Genomic DNA, 16,284 nt, shown 5'->3' on the forward strand with positions numbered 1-16,284 from the left:
CCCCACCATCCCGCCCCGCCGATGCTGCTTGATCCCGCCCGTGTCTCCGATCCGACCTCGAATGACGAGGTGCTCAGTGCCTTCCTCGACTACCTGATCGAGACGAATGTGGAGCCCTACGATCATCAGGAACAGGCCATCCTGGAGCTCTACGCGGGCAACAATGTCATTCTGAACACGCCGACAGGCTCGGGGAAATCCCTGGTGGCCCTGGCGCTGCACTACAAGGCGATCTGCCAGAACCGGCGCTCGTACTACACGGTGCCGATCAAGGCGCTGGCGAATGAGAAATTCCTCTCGCTGTGCCATCTCTTCGGCCCGGACAAGGTGGGCATGATCACCGGGGATGCGACGGTGAATCCAGGCGCACCGGTCATCTGCTGCACCGCCGAGATCCTGGCAAATCTGGCGCTACGCGAGGGACGGCACGCGCAGGTGGACGATGTGATCATGGACGAGTTCCACTATTACTCGGACTCGTCCCGCGGCTTTGCCTGGCAGGTTCCCCTGCTGACTTTGCCACAGGCACGCTTTCTCCTGATGTCCGCGACGCTCGGGGAGACGGCGTTCTTTGAAGAAGGAATCACGAAGCTGACAGGGACGCCGACGGTGCTGGTGAAGTCCGACCAGAGGCCAGTCCCCTTGGAATTCGACTACAGCGAGACCCCGTTGGAGGAGATGGTCGCAGAGCTGGTGGAGAAAAAGAAGGCACCCGTCTATCTCGTCCACTTCACCCAGCTCGCTTGTGCAGGCACAGCCCAGAGCCTCCTGAGCTGGAACTTCTGCACGAAGGAGGAGAAGCAGCAGATCGCCGAGACGCTGCACGACGCGAACTTCCGCAGCCCCTACGGCAAGGAGGTCTCGAAGCTGCTGCGGCACGGCATCGGCATCCACCACGCGGGGCTGCTGCCGAAATACCGCATTCTTGTGGAGAAGCTGGCTCAGCGCGGGTTGCTGAAGGTGATCTGCGGGACCGATACGCTCGGCGTGGGCGTGAACGTGCCGATCCGCACGGTGCTCTTCACTCAGCTCTTCAAGTACGATGGAAGCAGTACGAAGACGCTGGCGGTCCGCGATTTCAAGCAGATCGCCGGGCGTGCCGGCAGACGTGGATTCGACACCAGCGGCACCGTGGTGTGTCAGGCGCCCGAGCATGTCATCGAGAACCTGCGGTTGGAGCAGAAAGCGGCGAAGAGCGGCAAGAAGAGCTTCGTGAAACGCAAGCCGCCGGAGAAGGGCTTTGTGAACTGGGACGAGAAGAGCTACCGCCGCCTGATCGACGCACCGCCGGAGAAGCTGGTTTCCAGCTTCAATGTCACCCACTCGATGCTCCTCAATGTATTGGGCCGAGAGCACGAGGACGGCTGTGTCGCACTGCGGACGCTCATCAATGACAGCCACGAGCCGCCTTCGAAGAAAAAGGCCCACCGTCGCCGTGCCTTCCAGATTTTCCGCGGCATGGTCGAGGGTCGCATCCTGACCATCATCCCGAAGAACGATCGAAGCGGTCCTGCGAAAGTCCGCCTCAATGTTCAGCTTCAGGAGGACTTCTCCATGAACCAGGCACTCGGGCTGTGGCTGCTGGAAGCGATCCCGTTGCTAGACCGCGAGTCGCCGGACTACCCGCTTGATGTGATCTCGCTGGTCGAGGCCATCTTGGAAAACCCCGACGTCATCCTGCGCCGGCAGGTGGACATGCTGAAGGGCGAACTGATCGCCCGGCTGAAGGATGAAGGCGTGGGCTACGAGGAGCGGATGGAGATGCTCGAGGAAGTCGAGTGGCCGAAGCCCGGGAAGGAATTCATCTACCACACCTACAATGCCTTCGTCGCCGAGAGACCGTGGATGAAGGAGGCAGCCGTCCGGCCGAAGAGCATCGCCCGCGAGATGTTCGAGCACTGGCAGTCCTTTGAGGACTACGTGAAGACCTACGGGCTGGAGAAGAGCGAGGCCGTGCTGCTGCGCCATCTTTCGGAGGTTTACAAGGTGCTCTCGCAGACCGTCCCCCCGATGTCGAAGACCGAGGAACTGGTGGAAGCCGAGGACTACTTCGGCGACCTGCTGCGCACCGTGGACTCGAGCTTGCTCGACGAATGGGAGAAGCTGCGGAACCCGGACTACGTGCCGGAGCTTGAACTTGAGAAGCCTGCCGACGAGCGGAAGACCGTCGCCTTCACACGCAATCGTCCCGCATTCACCCGCGCGGCAAGGAATGCGGTCTTCACGCTGCTGAAGGCATTTGCCGAGGAAAACACGCAGGCCATCCTCGCGCAGATCGAGCCGAATGACGGCGAAGGGACACCCTGGACCGCGGCAAGGATCGAAGGTCTGTTAGATGGCTACTATGCGGATCATGAACGCATTCGGCTCGATCCGGAAGCCCGGGCGACGAAGCACATGCGGATATCCGACGACGAGCCGCGGCGCTGGACCATCGAGCAGACACTGGTTGATCCGGACGAGGCGAACGACTGGGTTCTCAGATTGGTGGTCGATCTGGATCGCAGCGATGCAGAGGAGCGACCGGTGCTCATGCTCACAGCAATGGAGGCCATCGCGTGAAGTATCTTGCCACTGGGAGCGCGGAATTTATTCCGCTGCACAACCCCGGCGAACCTACCTTTCGAGCGGAATAAATTCCGCGCTCCCAGTAGGGGGATCACTCGCCTTTCTCCCTTTCCGCCAATTGCCGGAAGTAGTCCATTCGCTCCTTGATCCGCTTCTCCATCCCGTTCTCGCCGGGATGGTAGTAGACCCGGCCCTCCGGCAGGTAGGCCTGCGGAACGTAGCCCCCCTCGTAGTCGTGGGCGTAGAGGTAGCGCATCTTTTCCTCATCTGTCCCGCTGGCGACGGCGAGCTTCTTGCGAGTCTTTGTCCGCAAGTGCTCGGGCACGGCGAGGGTGCGACCCTTCTCGACATCCGCCATCGCGGCCCCGATCGCGGCGTAGGCGGTGCTCGATTTCGGCGCGGTGGCGAGATAGACGGTGGCATGGGCGAGCGGGATTCGCCCCTCCGGCATGCCGACGAATTCAAAGGCCTGCTGCGCCGCCATCGCCACCCGCAGCGCATTCGAGTCGGCGAGCCCGATGTCCTCGCTGGCGGAGATCACCAGACGCCGCGCGATGAATCGCGGATCCTCCCCCGCGTGCAGCATCTTCGCCAGCCAGTAGAGGGCTGCGTCCGGATCGGAACCGCGGATCGATTTGATGAAGGCGGACGCCGTGTCGTAATGCGCGTCGCCATCGGCATCATAGACGATCGCCTTCCGCTGGATGGACTCCTCGGCAACGGCGAGCGTGAGCCGGATCGAGCCGTCCGTCTCGGGCGGCGTTGTCAGGACGGCGAGTTCCAACGACGTGAGCGCCTTCCGCACGTCACCGTCCGACATCGTTGCGAGATGCTGGAGAGCATCGGCGTCTACCTGAATATCCAGCGCTCCAAATCCACGCTCCTCGTTCGCGAGCGCGCGCTGAAGCACCGGCAGCAGGTCGTCCGTCGAGACCGACTCCAACTGGAAAATCTGGGACCGAGAAACGAGCGGCGAATTGACGTAGAAGTAGGGATTGTGGGTCGTGGCCCCGATGAAGCGCACCGTCCCACGCTCGATGTGCGGCAGCAGCACGTCCTGCTGGGCCTTGTTGAAGCGGTGGATCTCGTCAATGAATAGGATCGTCGTCTCGCCCCGAAGATCGCGCCAGGTGCGGGCCTGATCGATCTTCGCGCGGATCTCGGCCACATTCGACTCCACGCCATTCAGCGCCTCGAAACGCGATCCGGTGCTGCGGGCGATCACGCTTGCAAGCGTGGTCTTCCCTGTTCCCGGTGGCCCGTAGAAGATCAGCGATGCGAAGCGGTCCGCCTCGATGGCGCGGCGCAGCAGCTTCCCCTCGCCCAGGATGTGCTTTTGCCCCGCGATCTCGTCGAGCGTCCTCGGCCGCATGCGGGAAGCAAGCGGCTCACCGCTGACATCGCCATCCGGGCGCGGAGCACCGGAGGCTGAGACGTCGAAGAGATCGGGCACGCGGCTAGTTTAGATCCTGCGGTGAGCCGGACAAGCGGAAGCTCGGGAGGACTCACGGCTCCCCCATTTTCAGGACTGCTTCCAACGTCGTGATGGACGGGCTGGATCGCTGGCGCTCGCCGAGCGTCCAATCGACCGCGTGGCAAGTGTTCCCAGCGCTCCCGGCTTTGCCGAAGATCAGGCGACCTTGCCGGTCGTTGCGACCTTTGCCCAGTCGGCGGCGTCGAGGCAGCAGGGGTCGGCGGCGACCCAGTGGCCGGGTTCCAGTTCACGGAGCGAGAGGTCGGCACCGACGGTCTCCGGATAACGCGGATGCTTGATGCGATGACCGAAGGCGCTGCCTTTCGGCGGATCGATCGGCGAGGGCACATCCCCTTCGAGAAGAATACGGTTCTTCTCAAGGGTGGGATCCGGCTCGGGGATGGCGGAGAGCAGCGCCTTGGTATAGGCGTGCTTGGGCCGCTGGTAGATGACCTCGGCATCCGCCATTTCAACGATCTTGCCGAGATACATGACGGCCACGCGGTCGGAGATGTGTTTAACGACGGCGAGGTCGTGGGCGATGAAGAGGTAGGACAGGCCTAGGTCCTTTTGGAGCTCCAACAGCAGGTTCAGCACCTGCGATTGGACGGAAACGTCGAGTGCTGACACGGGCTCGTCGCAGACGATGAGCTTCGGCTTCAGGGCGATGGCGCGGGCGATGCCGATGCGCTGGCGCTGGCCGCCGGAGAACTCAAAGGGATAGCGATCCGCCGATGCGGACGGCAGGCCCACGCGCTCCAGCAGCTCGTCCACGCGCTTCCATCGGTCCGCCCTGGAGCCGTGACCGTGGATGATGAGAGGCTCCTCCAGGATCTCCCGCACGCTGTGGCGGGCATTGAGCGACTCGACCGGGTCTTGGAAAATCATCTGCAGGTCGCTGCGGATGGGCCGCATGGCACCGCGGCCGAGGCCGGTGATGTCGCGACCGTCGAAGTGGATGCTGCCATGGTTCGCGTCATTCAGGCGGACGATCGCCTTGCCGAGCGTGGACTTGCCGCAACCGGACTCGCCGACCAGGCCGAGCGTTTCACCGGGAGCGATGTCAAAGGAGACACCGTCCACGGCACGGACTGCCCCGATCTGGCGCATGAGCAGACCTCCCGTCACCGGGAAGTGCACCTTGAGATCGCGAACGGAAAGGATCGGGGTCATGCGTCGGTCGAGGCGTAGCAGATCGGACAGGCCTCGACCCAGTGTCCGGGCGAGACTTCGATGAAGGGCGGGCGTTCGCGCAGGGTCACGCCCTGGCGATCCATGCGCTGGCAGAAGCGGCAGCCGGGTACGAAGTCCCGCAGCGACGCGACCATGCCCGGGATGACGGGCAGGATGGATTTCCGCGGTGTCTCCATCCGCGGGATCGAGGCGAGCAGTCCGCGCGTGTAGGCGTGAAGCGGGCGGGCGAAAAGCTGCTTCACCGGGGCTCGCTCCACCACCCGGCCACCATACATCACCACCACCTCGTCACACGTCTCGGCGATGACGCCGAGGTCGTGAGTTATGAGCACCACGGACATGCCCATCTCGGCCTGGAGGCGCTTCATCAGATCGAGGATCTGCGCCTGCACGGTCACGTCGAGGGCGGTGGTCGGCTCGTCCGCGATGATCAGGTCTGGCTTCAGCGCGAGCGCCATGGCGATGACCACACGCTGGCGCATGCCGCCGGAAAGCTGGTGCGGGTAGTCCCCCGCCCTCAGCTCGGGCGCGGGAATTTTCACGAGGCGCAGCATCTCGATGGCGCGCTCCCATGCTTCCTTCTTGCTGACTTTCTTGTGGATCAGGAAACACTCGGCGAGTTGCTTGCCGATGCGGTGCACCGGATTCAGCGCCGTCATCGGCTCCTGGAAGATCACGCCGATCTCGTTCCCGCGGACCTTGCGGATTTCCTCCGGCTTCAGGCGGGTGAGGTCGCGGCCCTTGAAGAGCACCTCGCCCTGCAGGATCTTGCCTGCAGGCTGCGGGAGCAGGCGCACGAGCGACATGGCAGTGACGCTTTTGCCGCAGCCGGACTCGCCCACGATGCCCAGCGTCTTGCCGCGGGCGATGTCGAATGAAACGTGGTCAACGGCGCGGATCAGGCCGCCATCGGTATCGAAGGCGGTGATCAGATCGCGGACCTGGAGCAGGGGTTCGGACATGGTCACTCGGTATCGCCGCGCGACGAGCGGTATTGATCGTAAACGTTGTTCTGTTCCGGGAAGGTCCGGCCTTCCTTCATCGCCTTCAGCGTGTCCTTCTTGATGTCGTCATCCACCCAGAGGACGTGATTCATCTCCGGGTCATTGCCGAGGCGGACATTGAAGCCCTCCGGCCAGCGGATCCAGCGCCAGTAGCCCACGCGGTAGAAGGGGCTCTGGAAGGCAGGGACCCATACGGCGCGGTCGTGCAGGATTTCCTCCAGCTTGTAGCTGGTGTCGCGGATGATCTCCAGGCTGCGGGCAGCGCGGTTTGCCTCGAGCAGTTTGTCCACTTCCGGGTCGGCGAAGACGGTGATGTTGTTCGTCATCGGGCGCGGCTTGTTCGTGCCGGGCTCATAGGCGTCCTTCGAGTGGAAGCCCTGATAGTAGTCCGGGATGGGCGGCTGGCTCTGCCACCCGGCGAAGGCGATCTCGTGCTCCTTCTTTGTCACCTTCTGGAAGGAGGCGACCGGGTCCATGCCGTCGAGCTTGTATTCCACGCCGGAACGGCGTGCCTCTTCCTTGATGCGGAGGAGAATGGGGTCCCAGATCGGGTGCTTCGGGTAGGTAATGGTGAAGGACAGGCGCTTGCCCTCCGCATTTTTCAAGATGCCGTCGCTGTCGCGCTCGGTGAAGCCGGCCTTCGCGAAGTGCTCGCGCGCCTTCTCCACCGAGAAAGGCCGCGTCCGCAGCGTCGGGTGGGAAAACTCGCCGTAGCCCGCATTCAGCAGGTGGAGGCGCTCGGCATCTCCCCGCCTATCAAGCTCTATCACCTTATCCCAGTTCGTTGCGTGCTGGAGGCCAATGCGCACGTCCAGATTCCGCAGCGATTGCTGGTGGATATTGAAATACAGGCCGCGGGATACGGCGGGGTACTGGTTGTAGAAGGTCGCCTTTTCGATGTAGCCGTTGAAGACTTGAGGGACCTCGGTCTTCTCATACCACTTCAGCGAGTCCGCCAGCAGATAGACGTCGATGTCCCCGCGCAGGAACATCTGGAAGATCTTCTCGTCGTCGCGGATCTGGAGGTACTCGATGCGGTCGGGATTGAAACGATGCTTGTAGTACTTCTTGTCCCGGGCCCACCAGTCCTGCACGCGGGTCAGCGCGATCGAGCGGCCCTTCAGGATGTCTTCAGAGCGGATGCGGTAGGCGCCGGTGGTCGGGCGCGGGCGCCAGTTGTAGCGGGACTCGAAGTCCGGGCCGAATTCCTTGTAGAAGTCCTCCTGGAAGGGAATCAGCCCGGCGAAGCCCTCGGCCATCGGCTTCGGTGTGGCGAGGCGGATGCAGACGTAGTCGTCCCCGTAGGTGGCGATGCCCCAGTACTGCTCGCCGTAGTAGGCGCGGTAGAAGGCCTCCGTGAGATAGGGAGAGAGGTAGATGTAGAAGGACATCAGCCAGTCGCCAGCCTTCACCTCCTTGCCGTCCGACCAGCGGGCGTCATCGTCGATGTGGAAATAAACGGTCTGCCCGTCCGCCGCCACCGCCCACTTGTCCGCGAGCGCCGGGATCGGCTTGCCCGTGCCGGGGTGGAAAAGGGTGAGCGCCATCTCCACGTCGTCCCAGTGGAAGCTGCGGAAGGAATTGTTCCCCTCGCGCCCGAGAGGACGGATGGTCGGCGGGTAGGAGCCGCCGGGGATGAAGGAATGGACGGTGCCGCCCTTCTTTGCGTCCGGTGAGCCCAGCTCGGGCTCCTCCATATTGGTCGTCCAGGTCAGGTCCTTCGGCAGGTCGGACTCGGTGAGAATCTCGAAGAACTTCGGCCGGTCCAGTCGCCGCTGCAGCGTCTCGGACTCCGCCAGCTTCTCGGTGCGGGCGGTCTCGTCGAGTTCACCGGCGAGATCCTTTTCCAGCGCCGCCTTCCGCGTGGTCAGCGTCTCCAGCACCTGGTCATTGTAGCGCTGGTAGAATTTCGTCCGCTCCTCCGAATTGTCGTAGGCGGGGAATGTCCTGCCCTGCCCGCTGCCCGGGACGGGCAACAAGCCGATGGCTGCGACCAGGATGGTAAGTGCGCGCCTCATTGGTAGGTGGTGAATTTCTTGGGATCGAATGCCTCGCGGATCGCCTCGCCGATGAAGGTGATGACCAGCAGCACGGAGACCATCACGGTGAAGACTGAGGCCACGATCCACGGTGAAGAGAGATTTTGCGTGCCGTTTTCCAGCACCCGGCCCCAGCTAGGATAGGAGTCCGGCAGGCCGAAGCCGAGGAAGTCCATCGCCGTGAGCGAGGTGGTCAGGCCCGCGACGCTGAAGGGCAGGAGGGTAACGATGGTGGAGATCGCGTTTGGCAGGATGTGGCGGAAGATCACCCGCGAGGTGCCCGCGCCCTGGACCCGTGCAGCCGCCACGTAGTCGCGCGCCTTTTCCCGGAAGGTGGAGGTGCGCAGGTAGGTGGCGACGGTAATCCAAGAGAAGATGCAGTAGATCAGCAGGATATTCATCAGCACCACGTTCTCGCGGCCCAGGTTCACCGTGATAATGATGACCACCAGCAGGAAGGGCACGTTGCTAAGGACCTCGATGAGGCGTTGCATCAACAGGTCGAACCACCCGCCGAAGTATCCCATGACGCAGCCGAGCGTGATGCCGATGCCATAGGTGAGCACCAGATAGAAAATGGACGACTTGAAGATGACCTGCAGGCCGCCGTAGAGCTGGGCTGCGATGTCCCAGCCCTTCGAGTCCGTGCCGAGGAAATGCCGCTCCTTCAACGATGGAGGCGCGGGCGGGTAGAGCAGCTCTACCCAGCCGGTGGTGGTGGCGGCGAGCACGTCTTCCGGGGCCTTCGACTCGACCAGTTCGCCCGCCTTCCACGTTTGGCGTCCGGCGAATTCGCCCTTGGTATCGTAGATCGAGGTGAGGCCGTCTCGCTTGCCCTTGCGGAAGCGTGCGGCGAGACGCTGGACGTCGGGATTGTCCTCGCTGAATTGGACGGCCTGACCGTTGAACGGCTCCTTCTCCCCCGGCCGGTGGATGATGCCTTCATTCGAGACGAGCGGGCGCTTCAGCACCTCGTCGGAGTCGAAGGTGGGGTCCCACGGGATGGGCGGCATGATCACCCGATCGCCGTTCTTCTCCGCGGCGAAGCGCTCCTTCAAGCGGCGGTAGTTCACCTCCTGGTCCTGCGTGCCGCCGAAGTCGTTTTCGTAATAGATCTTTTGCTGGAAGGCGGGGAAGATCCACTGGTCGCCGTGCTTCACGGCCAGCGCGCGCTTGCCCACCAGGAGCTGGTCCAGCATCGCCACCAGCAGGAGCAGCAGGAGCATTCGAAAGGCGAGCCAACCGCGACCGATCGAACGAAAGCGCGTGAACTTGCGAACCGTCAGAGGGTTCCACTGGAATTTCCCGCCGGTCGCGAGCAACACCAGTCCGGCCACGCCCATCACAACGCAGAAGCCGTAGCCCACCATGTTGCCCTGAGCCTCCAGCCGCTGGCGCTGGGAAAAGCCATACCACTCCTTCACGGTCGCCGCGTCCTGAATCTGCTGCGGCGTGGCGTCGAAGGAGAAGAACCAGCGGAGCGATGGCAGGGACAACTCCTTCCAGTGCCCCCATGCCGCGATGGCGGCCACCAGGAGCAGGATCAATCCGACTTTGCGGGGAAAGGTCATATCACTTGTAGCTCACCCGCGGATCCACCAAGGCCACGCAGAGGTCGGAGAGGATGTTGCCGATCAGCATCAGCAGCGCGGAGAAGAACAGGACCCCCATGATCAAGGGCTGGTCGCGCTCGAAGATCGCATTGAACTGCAGGAGGCCGAAGCCGTTGATGTCGAAGATCCGCTCGATGAGCATCGACCCCGCCACCAGCAGCGAGATGTTGTTTCCGAAGGTGGTCGCGATCGGGATGATGGAATTGCGGAAGGCGTGCTTGAAGACGGCTCGAGGGAAAGACACGCCCTTCGCCGCGGCAGTGCGGACGTAGTCGGCGGCGAGATTGTCCATGAGATTGTTCTTCATCATCATGGTCATGAAGGCGAAGCTGCCGATGAGGTAGCAGATCAGCGGCATGACCGTGTGGTGTGCCAGATCCTTCACCTTGCCCATGGCGGATAGCGTCTCGAAGTCATCCCCCGTGAGGCCCCGCAGCGGAAACCAGCCGAGTTTCGCACCGAGGAAGACGACCATCAGCGAGCCCAGCGCATAGCCCGGGATGGCGTAGCCCGCGAAGACAGCCGCCGAAGTGGCATTGTCCATGAAGCTGCGGTGCTTGATCGCCTTCACGATGCCCAGCGGCAGGCAGACCCCGTAGATGACAATCATGCTCAGCACGCCGAAATAGACGGATACCGGCATGCGCTCCAAGATCATCGACCACACGCTGTCCTGGTACTTCTTGGAGTTCCCCAGGCTGCCCTGCAGCAGGCCGTCCCGCTCCGGCATGAAGAGCACCGCGCGCGGCTCGGGCATCTTGGTGAGTTCCACGCCCTTGATCCACTTCGCCCAGCGGGCCGCCTGCTCCTGCGGTGAACGCAGGCGCACGTCCCACGCGGAAAGGTCCACGCCTTCCGGTCCGGAAAGCTTGCCATCCCGCGTGACGGTCACGATGTGGACGGTTCCGGGGAGGATCATTTCCACCGTGTTCTGGTCCGGCTTGAATTCCGCGCCGGCCTTCATCATGTCCCGCGGCATCACGCCCAGCCACTCGAGGTAGGCGCGGGAGACGCTCTTGTCCTCGTCCTCCTTTTCCTCCTCCTCGATGACCTGCGACATCGTCAGCGAGAAGGAAGCCTCGGCACGCGAGCGCTTTTCACCGCCCACGAGCTGGGCCAAGCGTTGCTCCACCGGACCGCCAGGCGCGAGCTTGATGGTGGAGAAGACCAGCGCCGTGATCCCGAGCAAGGTGAGCGGGATCAGAAGAATGCGGCGAAGGAAATAGGCTTTCAAATGACGGCGATACTAACGGTTTCGGTGGTTCTAGCGATCCTCCCCTCCCTTGCAAGTCCCCGGGAACACAAAGCCCCCTCTTTGACAGAAACTCTCACGAAATCCGCAAAACCGGACAAACCCGGTGAACTATTGCAAATTTTCCCTGCAATCCCGGCCCGCTAACCGCTAGACACACGCCCGACTCATGAGACGACTCTCCTTTTTCCTGCTCCCTGCCCTGCTATGCCTCACCGGCTGCCAGGAAGAAACCCAGGTCGAAAAGGCAAACCGGGAGGGCATCCTGATCATCGGCAACGCGAACGAGCCGAAGGGCCTGGACTCGCAGATCGTGACCGGCGTGCTGGAGAGCAATATTATGCGCGCGCTCTTCGAGGGTCTGGTCTCCGACCACCCCACCGAGGACGCGACCGCCATGCCCGCGGGAGCGGAAGTGCTGGAGCCGGACGCCACCGCCACCGTGTGGACCGCCAAGCTCCGCCAGAACGCGAAATGGTCGGACGGCACCCCGGTCACCGCCCACGACTACGCCTTCGCCTACCAGCGCATCCTGGAGCCGGAATTCGCCGCGAAGTATGCGGAGATGCTTTACTTCCTGAAAAATGCGGACCGCTTCAACCAAAGCAAAAAGGGAGAGATCCTATTCGTGGTAAATCAGGATCCGGTCGTTCCCTCGGATCTCGTCGCGAAGATCAATTTCGGAGGCGACTCTAAAGTAGATCTGGAGCCGCTGGGCGAAGAACCGCAATGGGAGACACTGGCTGACGACTCCCAACGATCCCTTTTCCTGAAGCACAAGGGGCTGGACAAGTTTTCCAAGGAACAACTGGAATGGATCTCCCAAGACTTGGAGCGATTCGAGTGGCCAGCAGAGGCAGTCGATGGAATGGCCAAGCATATCGTTGAAAGGCTGATCCAGATTTCAGGGACGCACCTGTGGGAAATGTCGAAAGTCGGAGTGGAAGTGATCGATGACTTCACCCTCAAGCTCACGCTTCGCGGTCCCACACCTTATTTCCAGCAGATCCTCAAGCACTACACCTGGAATCCCGTGCCGCGTCACGTGGTGTTGAAGCACGGCACCATGACCCAGAAGGGCAATCCGTGGTCGAAGCTCGGCAACATCGTCTCCAACGGCCCCTACCAGCTCAAGTCGTGGCGTCGTACCGACCATCTCGAGGTGGAGCGCAACCCCCACTACTGGAATGCTTCCCAGGTCACCCTGAACGGCGTCCGCTTCCTGCCGATCAACAACTCCTACACGGAGGCCCGCATGTTCCGCGACGGGCAGATGCACATCACCTACACCGCGCCGCCGGAGATCGTGGACCTGATGCAGAAGGAAAACCCGAAGGTGCTGCGCCAGGAGCCCTACGTCGGCACCATCTTCATCCGCTGCAATACCAAGCGCGAGGTGCTGAAGGACGTGCGCGTCCGCCGCGCGCTGAACCTCTCCTTCAACCAGCAGGAGATCTGCGACAAGATCATGCGCGGCTACAAGCCCGCCTACGGGATGACCCCGCCGATGGCCGGGTATGACACCCCGCACGCCGTCGCTTACAATCCGGAGGAGGCCCGCAGGCTGCTCGCCGAGGCCGGCTACCCCGGCGGCAAGGGATTCCCCCGCCTCAAGTATCTCCTGGCCAGCCGCGAGACCTCCGCGACCGTCGCCCAGGCCATCCAGGCCATGTGGCGCAAGGAACTCGGCATCGAGATCGAGATCGAAAACAAGGAGTGGACCGCCTACCTCGCCGCGATGCAGGACTTCAACTACGATCTCGCCTTCTCCGGCTGGATCGGCGACTACCTCGACCCTCTCACCTTCCTCGAAATGTGGACGGACGGGAACGGCAACAACCTGACCGGCTGGTCCAATCCGAAATTCGAGGACTTCCTCAAGCAGTCCCACCAGGAGGCGGACGCCGCCAAACGCTACGCTCTCCTGCGTGAAGCGGAGTCGGTGATGACCGCCGAGGCCCCCACCCTGCTTCTCGCGTGGTATGCGCGGAACTACCTGATGGATCCCGCCGTCGAAGGATGGCACCCGCTCCTGCTAGACAACCACCCCTACGACGTCCTCCGCTTGCGCACCACGAAGTGACCCGCCGCCATGGCCCGTATCATCCTTAGCCGACTGTTCCAGGGACTGCTCACGCTGTTCGTCCTGGTCACCATCACCTTCTTCCTGGTGCGCATGATGCCAGGCAGCCCCTACACCGACGAAAAGGCGCTGCCCGCTCACATCCTGGAGCAACTCAAGATCCAGATGGGTCTCGATAAGCCCCTGCCCGTGCAGTATGGGATCTACTTCAAGAACCTGATCTTCCAACAGGAACTCGGCCCTCTGATCCGCAAGGACGGCGTCTATGTCGGCGAGATCATCGCCGAGTCCTTCCCGGTGTCCGCCTTGCTGGGCGTGTTCTCCATCGGCATCGCGCTCATCATCGGCATCCCCGCCGGCATCATCGCCGCGGTGAAGAAGAATGGCCCGCTCGACTACGCCTGCCTCGCCGCCGCGATGACCGGCATCTGCTTGCCCAGCTTCGTCATCGGGCCGCTTCTGGCGGTCTTCGCCGGCCTCGGGCTGAAGTCGCTCAATGTCGCAGGCTGGAATTCGCCTGCCGACTGGATCCTGCCCGCCGTGACCCTCGGCATGGTGAATGCCGCCTACCTCGCGCGACTCACCCGCGGTGGCATGCTTGACGTGCTGAATCAGGACTACATCCGCACCGCGAAGGCCAAGGGCGTGCCCGGCTTCCAGATCGTGGTGAAGCATGCCCTGCGCGGCGGCCTCATCCCTGCCGTGGCCTACGTCGGCCCGGCCTTCGCCGGGATGATCTCCGGATCATTCGTCATCGAGACCATCTTCCAGGTGCCCGGCATGGGCCAGCACTTCGTGAATGCCACCACGGACCGCGAGTACTTCCTGATCCAGGGCCTCGTCCTCTTCTACGGCTTCCTCATCGTCGGCGCGAACCTCCTCTCCGACCTCGCCCAGATCGCTCTCAACCCGCGCCTCCGCGCCGCCGCCTGATCCAGTCCATGTCGTCCGATCCCGTCGAAAAAGGAAGCTCCCTCTGGCAAGACGCCTGGCATCGCCTGGCGCGGAACAAGGCCGCGATGATCAGCCTGTGGTTCCTCGTGGTGATGCTTCTGCTCTGCTTCATCGGGCCTTTGATGCCCTTCGTCAAAAGCCCCACCGCCATCGATCTCGAACTGATGGGCGCCGATCCTGACGGTGTCCACTGGTTCGGCACCGACCAGCTTGGCCGTGATCTCTTCGCCCGCGTCCTCTATGGCGGGCAGGTCTCGCTGCTCGTCGGCGTGGTCGCCACCGCCGTCGCCGTATGCATCGGCCTCGTCTATGGCGCGATATCCGGCTACCTCGGCGGCAAGATCGACGACTTCATGATGCGGGTCGTCGATATCCTCTTCGCCCTGCCCTTCCTGGTGCTAGTGATCCTCTTCTCGCTGGTGGTGAAGGAGCCCTCGGACAACTTCACCGAGTGGGTCATCAAGACCACCGGCTGGAACCGTGACCGCATCGCACCGATCACCACGCTCATCCCGCTTTTCATCGCCATCGGCTCGATCGGCTGGCTGACCATCGCCCGCATCGTCCGCGCGCAGGTGATGACCTTCAAGCACCAGGAATTCGTGGAAGCAGCCCGCTCGCTCGGCCTCGGCCACGCGCGCATCCTCTTCCGCCACATCCTGCCAAACGTGATCGGGCCGATCATCGTTTACACCACCCTCGCCGTCCCGGGCATCATGCTCTTGGAAAGCGTGCTGTCTTTCCTCGGCCTCGGCGTCCAGCCGCCGAACAGCTCCTGGGGTATCCTCATCAAGGAAGGCTCGGACCGCATGGAGACGAACAAGTGGCTGCTCGTTTTCCCGGCACTTTTCTTCTCCAGCACGCTCTTCGCGCTGAACTTCCTCGGGGACGGCCTGCGCGACGCGCTGGATCCCCGCTCGTCCAAGGACTAGGCGGCAACACTCACGGTTGGCGGGGAAGAATTTCCTCGCCAAGCCCGCGTCTTAAGGTGTTCATTTGATCATGGATCTACGGATCACTGATCTCCCCCTCGACCAGCGCCCTCGCGAGAAGCTGGCCCACTTCGGGCCGAATGCCCTGGATAACGCCGAGCTGCTGGCGATCTTCCTGCGAACCGGCGTGAAGGGCCGCAGCGCCATCCAGATCGGCCGCGACCTGCTGGAGTATTACGGATCAATCGGCGCGCTCGGCAGCGCCGGCATCAAGGAACTCTCCCGCCAGACCGGTCTTGGCCTGGCGAAGGCGTGCCAGCTTGTTGCCGCCTTCGAAATGGGAGCCCGGGCCGCGCGCGAGCAGATCTCCCAGCAGCCGCTCGACACCCCGGAAGTCATTTACAAGGCCTTCGCGCCCCGGCTCGCCTGGATACGCCATGAGCAACTTCTCGTTGCGCTGGTGGACACCCGCCTGCGGCACGATGGGACGGTGGAAGTCAGCACGGGCACGCTCACCGAGACCGCAGCCCACCCTCGCGAGATCCTGCGCCCGGTCATCACCCGCGGGGCCTACGGCTTCGTGCTCGTCCACAATCACCCGTCGGGCGACCCGACACCGAGTGCGGCCGATGACCGCTTCACCCGCCGTCTGGTCGAGGCCGCGGAGCTGCTTCAGCTCAAGTTCCTCGACCACATCATCATCGGCAGGCCGGATGGCGGGCGGCGGCCTTATTTCTCCTTCCGGGAAGCGGGAGTCATCACCGCGATGTGACCGTGATCATCTCCGGCCCGGGAAAGCACGGGCCGGAGCAATGCAAAAAGGCAGCCCGCAGGCTGCCTTTGCTGAACTGGGAAATCCCCGTGGTGGAGATTACTTCACGCCCTGCTTCGAGAGGCGGGTACCCTTGGTGGCACCTTGGCGGGCCTTGAACTTCGGGTTGCTCTTGCAGATGACGTAGAGGGTGCCCTTGCGCTTCACGACCTGGCAGTCGGCATGGCGGCGCTTGGCGGAAGAGAGCGAGGAAAGAACTTTCATGGGAAAATCGCGCGGTTCGGTTCGGTGCGGGCCGCGGAATCTAGGGACAGAAGGAGGCATGTAAAGCCGATTCTCGTGCAAAAGTGCCCATACCTTTTACTTTTCTTAACAATTGTCCGTCGCCCCCGATTTCCG

12 protein-coding genes are annotated in these 16,284 nt (G+C 62.8%); 5 read left to right on the forward strand and 7 right to left on the reverse strand.

The features are described 5' to 3' along the window. Nucleotides 1-21 precede the first annotated feature (21 nt). A complete protein-coding gene (locus OKA04_RS01820; RefSeq protein ID WP_264499409.1) occupies nucleotides 22-2,562 on the forward strand; it encodes a DEAD/DEAH box helicase in 2,541 nt (846 codons plus the stop codon). A gap of 97 nt (nucleotides 2,563-2,659) precedes the next feature. On the opposite strand, the gene OKA04_RS01825 is transcribed toward OKA04_RS01820, so the two are convergent. The 6 genes from OKA04_RS01825 to OKA04_RS01850 all read right to left on the reverse strand — a co-directional run bounded on the left by OKA04_RS01825 (nucleotide 2,660) and on the right by OKA04_RS01850 (nucleotide 11,126). Further along, nucleotides 2,660-4,021: a replication-associated recombination protein A gene (locus OKA04_RS01825; RefSeq protein WP_264499410.1), complete on the reverse strand. Its 1,362-nt coding sequence runs from the start codon at nucleotides 4,019-4,021 to the stop codon at nucleotides 2,660-2,662. Nucleotides 4,022-4,198: 177 nt separating this feature from the next. Continuing rightward, nucleotides 4,199-5,215 carry an ABC transporter ATP-binding protein gene (locus OKA04_RS01830; RefSeq protein ID WP_264499411.1) on the reverse strand — a complete coding sequence of 339 codons (1,017 nt, stop codon included), beginning with the start codon at nucleotides 5,213-5,215 and terminating at the stop codon, nucleotides 4,199-4,201. Continuing rightward, nucleotides 5,212-6,198: an ABC transporter ATP-binding protein gene (locus OKA04_RS01835; protein WP_264499412.1), complete on the reverse strand. Its 987-nt coding sequence runs from the start codon at nucleotides 6,196-6,198 to the stop codon at nucleotides 5,212-5,214. Before OKA04_RS01835 ends, OKA04_RS01830 begins: the two co-directional genes overlap by 4 nt. Before the next feature lie 2 nt (nucleotides 6,199-6,200). Further along, nucleotides 6,201-8,258 carry an extracellular solute-binding protein gene (locus OKA04_RS01840; RefSeq protein WP_264499413.1) on the reverse strand — a complete coding sequence of 686 codons (2,058 nt, stop codon included), beginning with the start codon at nucleotides 8,256-8,258 and terminating at the stop codon, nucleotides 6,201-6,203. Next, on the reverse strand, nucleotides 8,255-9,850 hold the full coding sequence (locus OKA04_RS01845) for an ABC transporter permease subunit (protein ID WP_264499414.1): 1,596 nt from the start codon (nucleotides 9,848-9,850) through the stop codon (nucleotides 8,255-8,257). Before OKA04_RS01845 ends, OKA04_RS01840 begins: the two co-directional genes overlap by 4 nt. A 1-nt stretch (nucleotide 9,851) precedes the next feature. Continuing rightward, a complete protein-coding gene (locus OKA04_RS01850; RefSeq protein ID WP_264499415.1) occupies nucleotides 9,852-11,126 on the reverse strand; it encodes an ABC transporter permease subunit in 1,275 nt (424 codons plus the stop codon). A gap of 187 nt (nucleotides 11,127-11,313) precedes the next feature. On the opposite strand from OKA04_RS01850, the gene OKA04_RS01855 reads away from it, so the two are divergent. The 4 genes from OKA04_RS01855 (at nucleotide 11,314) to radC (ending at nucleotide 15,885) form a co-directional block, all read left to right on the forward strand. Next, on the forward strand, nucleotides 11,314-13,227 hold the full coding sequence (locus OKA04_RS01855) for a peptide ABC transporter substrate-binding protein (protein WP_264499416.1): 1,914 nt from the start codon (nucleotides 11,314-11,316) through the stop codon (nucleotides 13,225-13,227). A gap of 9 nt (nucleotides 13,228-13,236) precedes the next feature. Next, complete coding sequence (locus OKA04_RS01860) at nucleotides 13,237-14,160, forward strand: ABC transporter permease (protein ID WP_264499417.1); 924 nt, start codon at nucleotides 13,237-13,239, stop codon at nucleotides 14,158-14,160. Nucleotides 14,161-14,168: 8 nt separating this feature from the next. Beyond that, nucleotides 14,169-15,113: an ABC transporter permease gene (locus tag OKA04_RS01865; protein ID WP_264499418.1), complete on the forward strand. Its 945-nt coding sequence runs from the start codon at nucleotides 14,169-14,171 to the stop codon at nucleotides 15,111-15,113. A 70-nt stretch (nucleotides 15,114-15,183) separates the two neighbouring features. Next, nucleotides 15,184-15,885, forward strand: a complete 702-nt coding sequence (gene radC / locus OKA04_RS01870; RefSeq protein ID WP_264499419.1) for a RadC family protein — start codon at nucleotides 15,184-15,186, stop codon at nucleotides 15,883-15,885. Between the two features lie 99 nt (nucleotides 15,886-15,984). Here radC and ykgO read toward each other — a convergent pair whose 3' ends face one another. Then, nucleotides 15,985-16,149, reverse strand: coding sequence for a type B 50S ribosomal protein L36 (gene ykgO, locus OKA04_RS01875; protein ID WP_264485342.1), 165 nt, complete (start codon nucleotides 16,147-16,149; stop codon nucleotides 15,985-15,987). Nucleotides 16,150-16,284: the final 135 nt, after the last annotated feature.

It is taken from the genome of Luteolibacter flavescens, assembly GCF_025950085.1.
Classification (GTDB): Bacteria; Verrucomicrobiota; Verrucomicrobiia; order Verrucomicrobiales; family Akkermansiaceae; genus Haloferula; species Haloferula flavescens.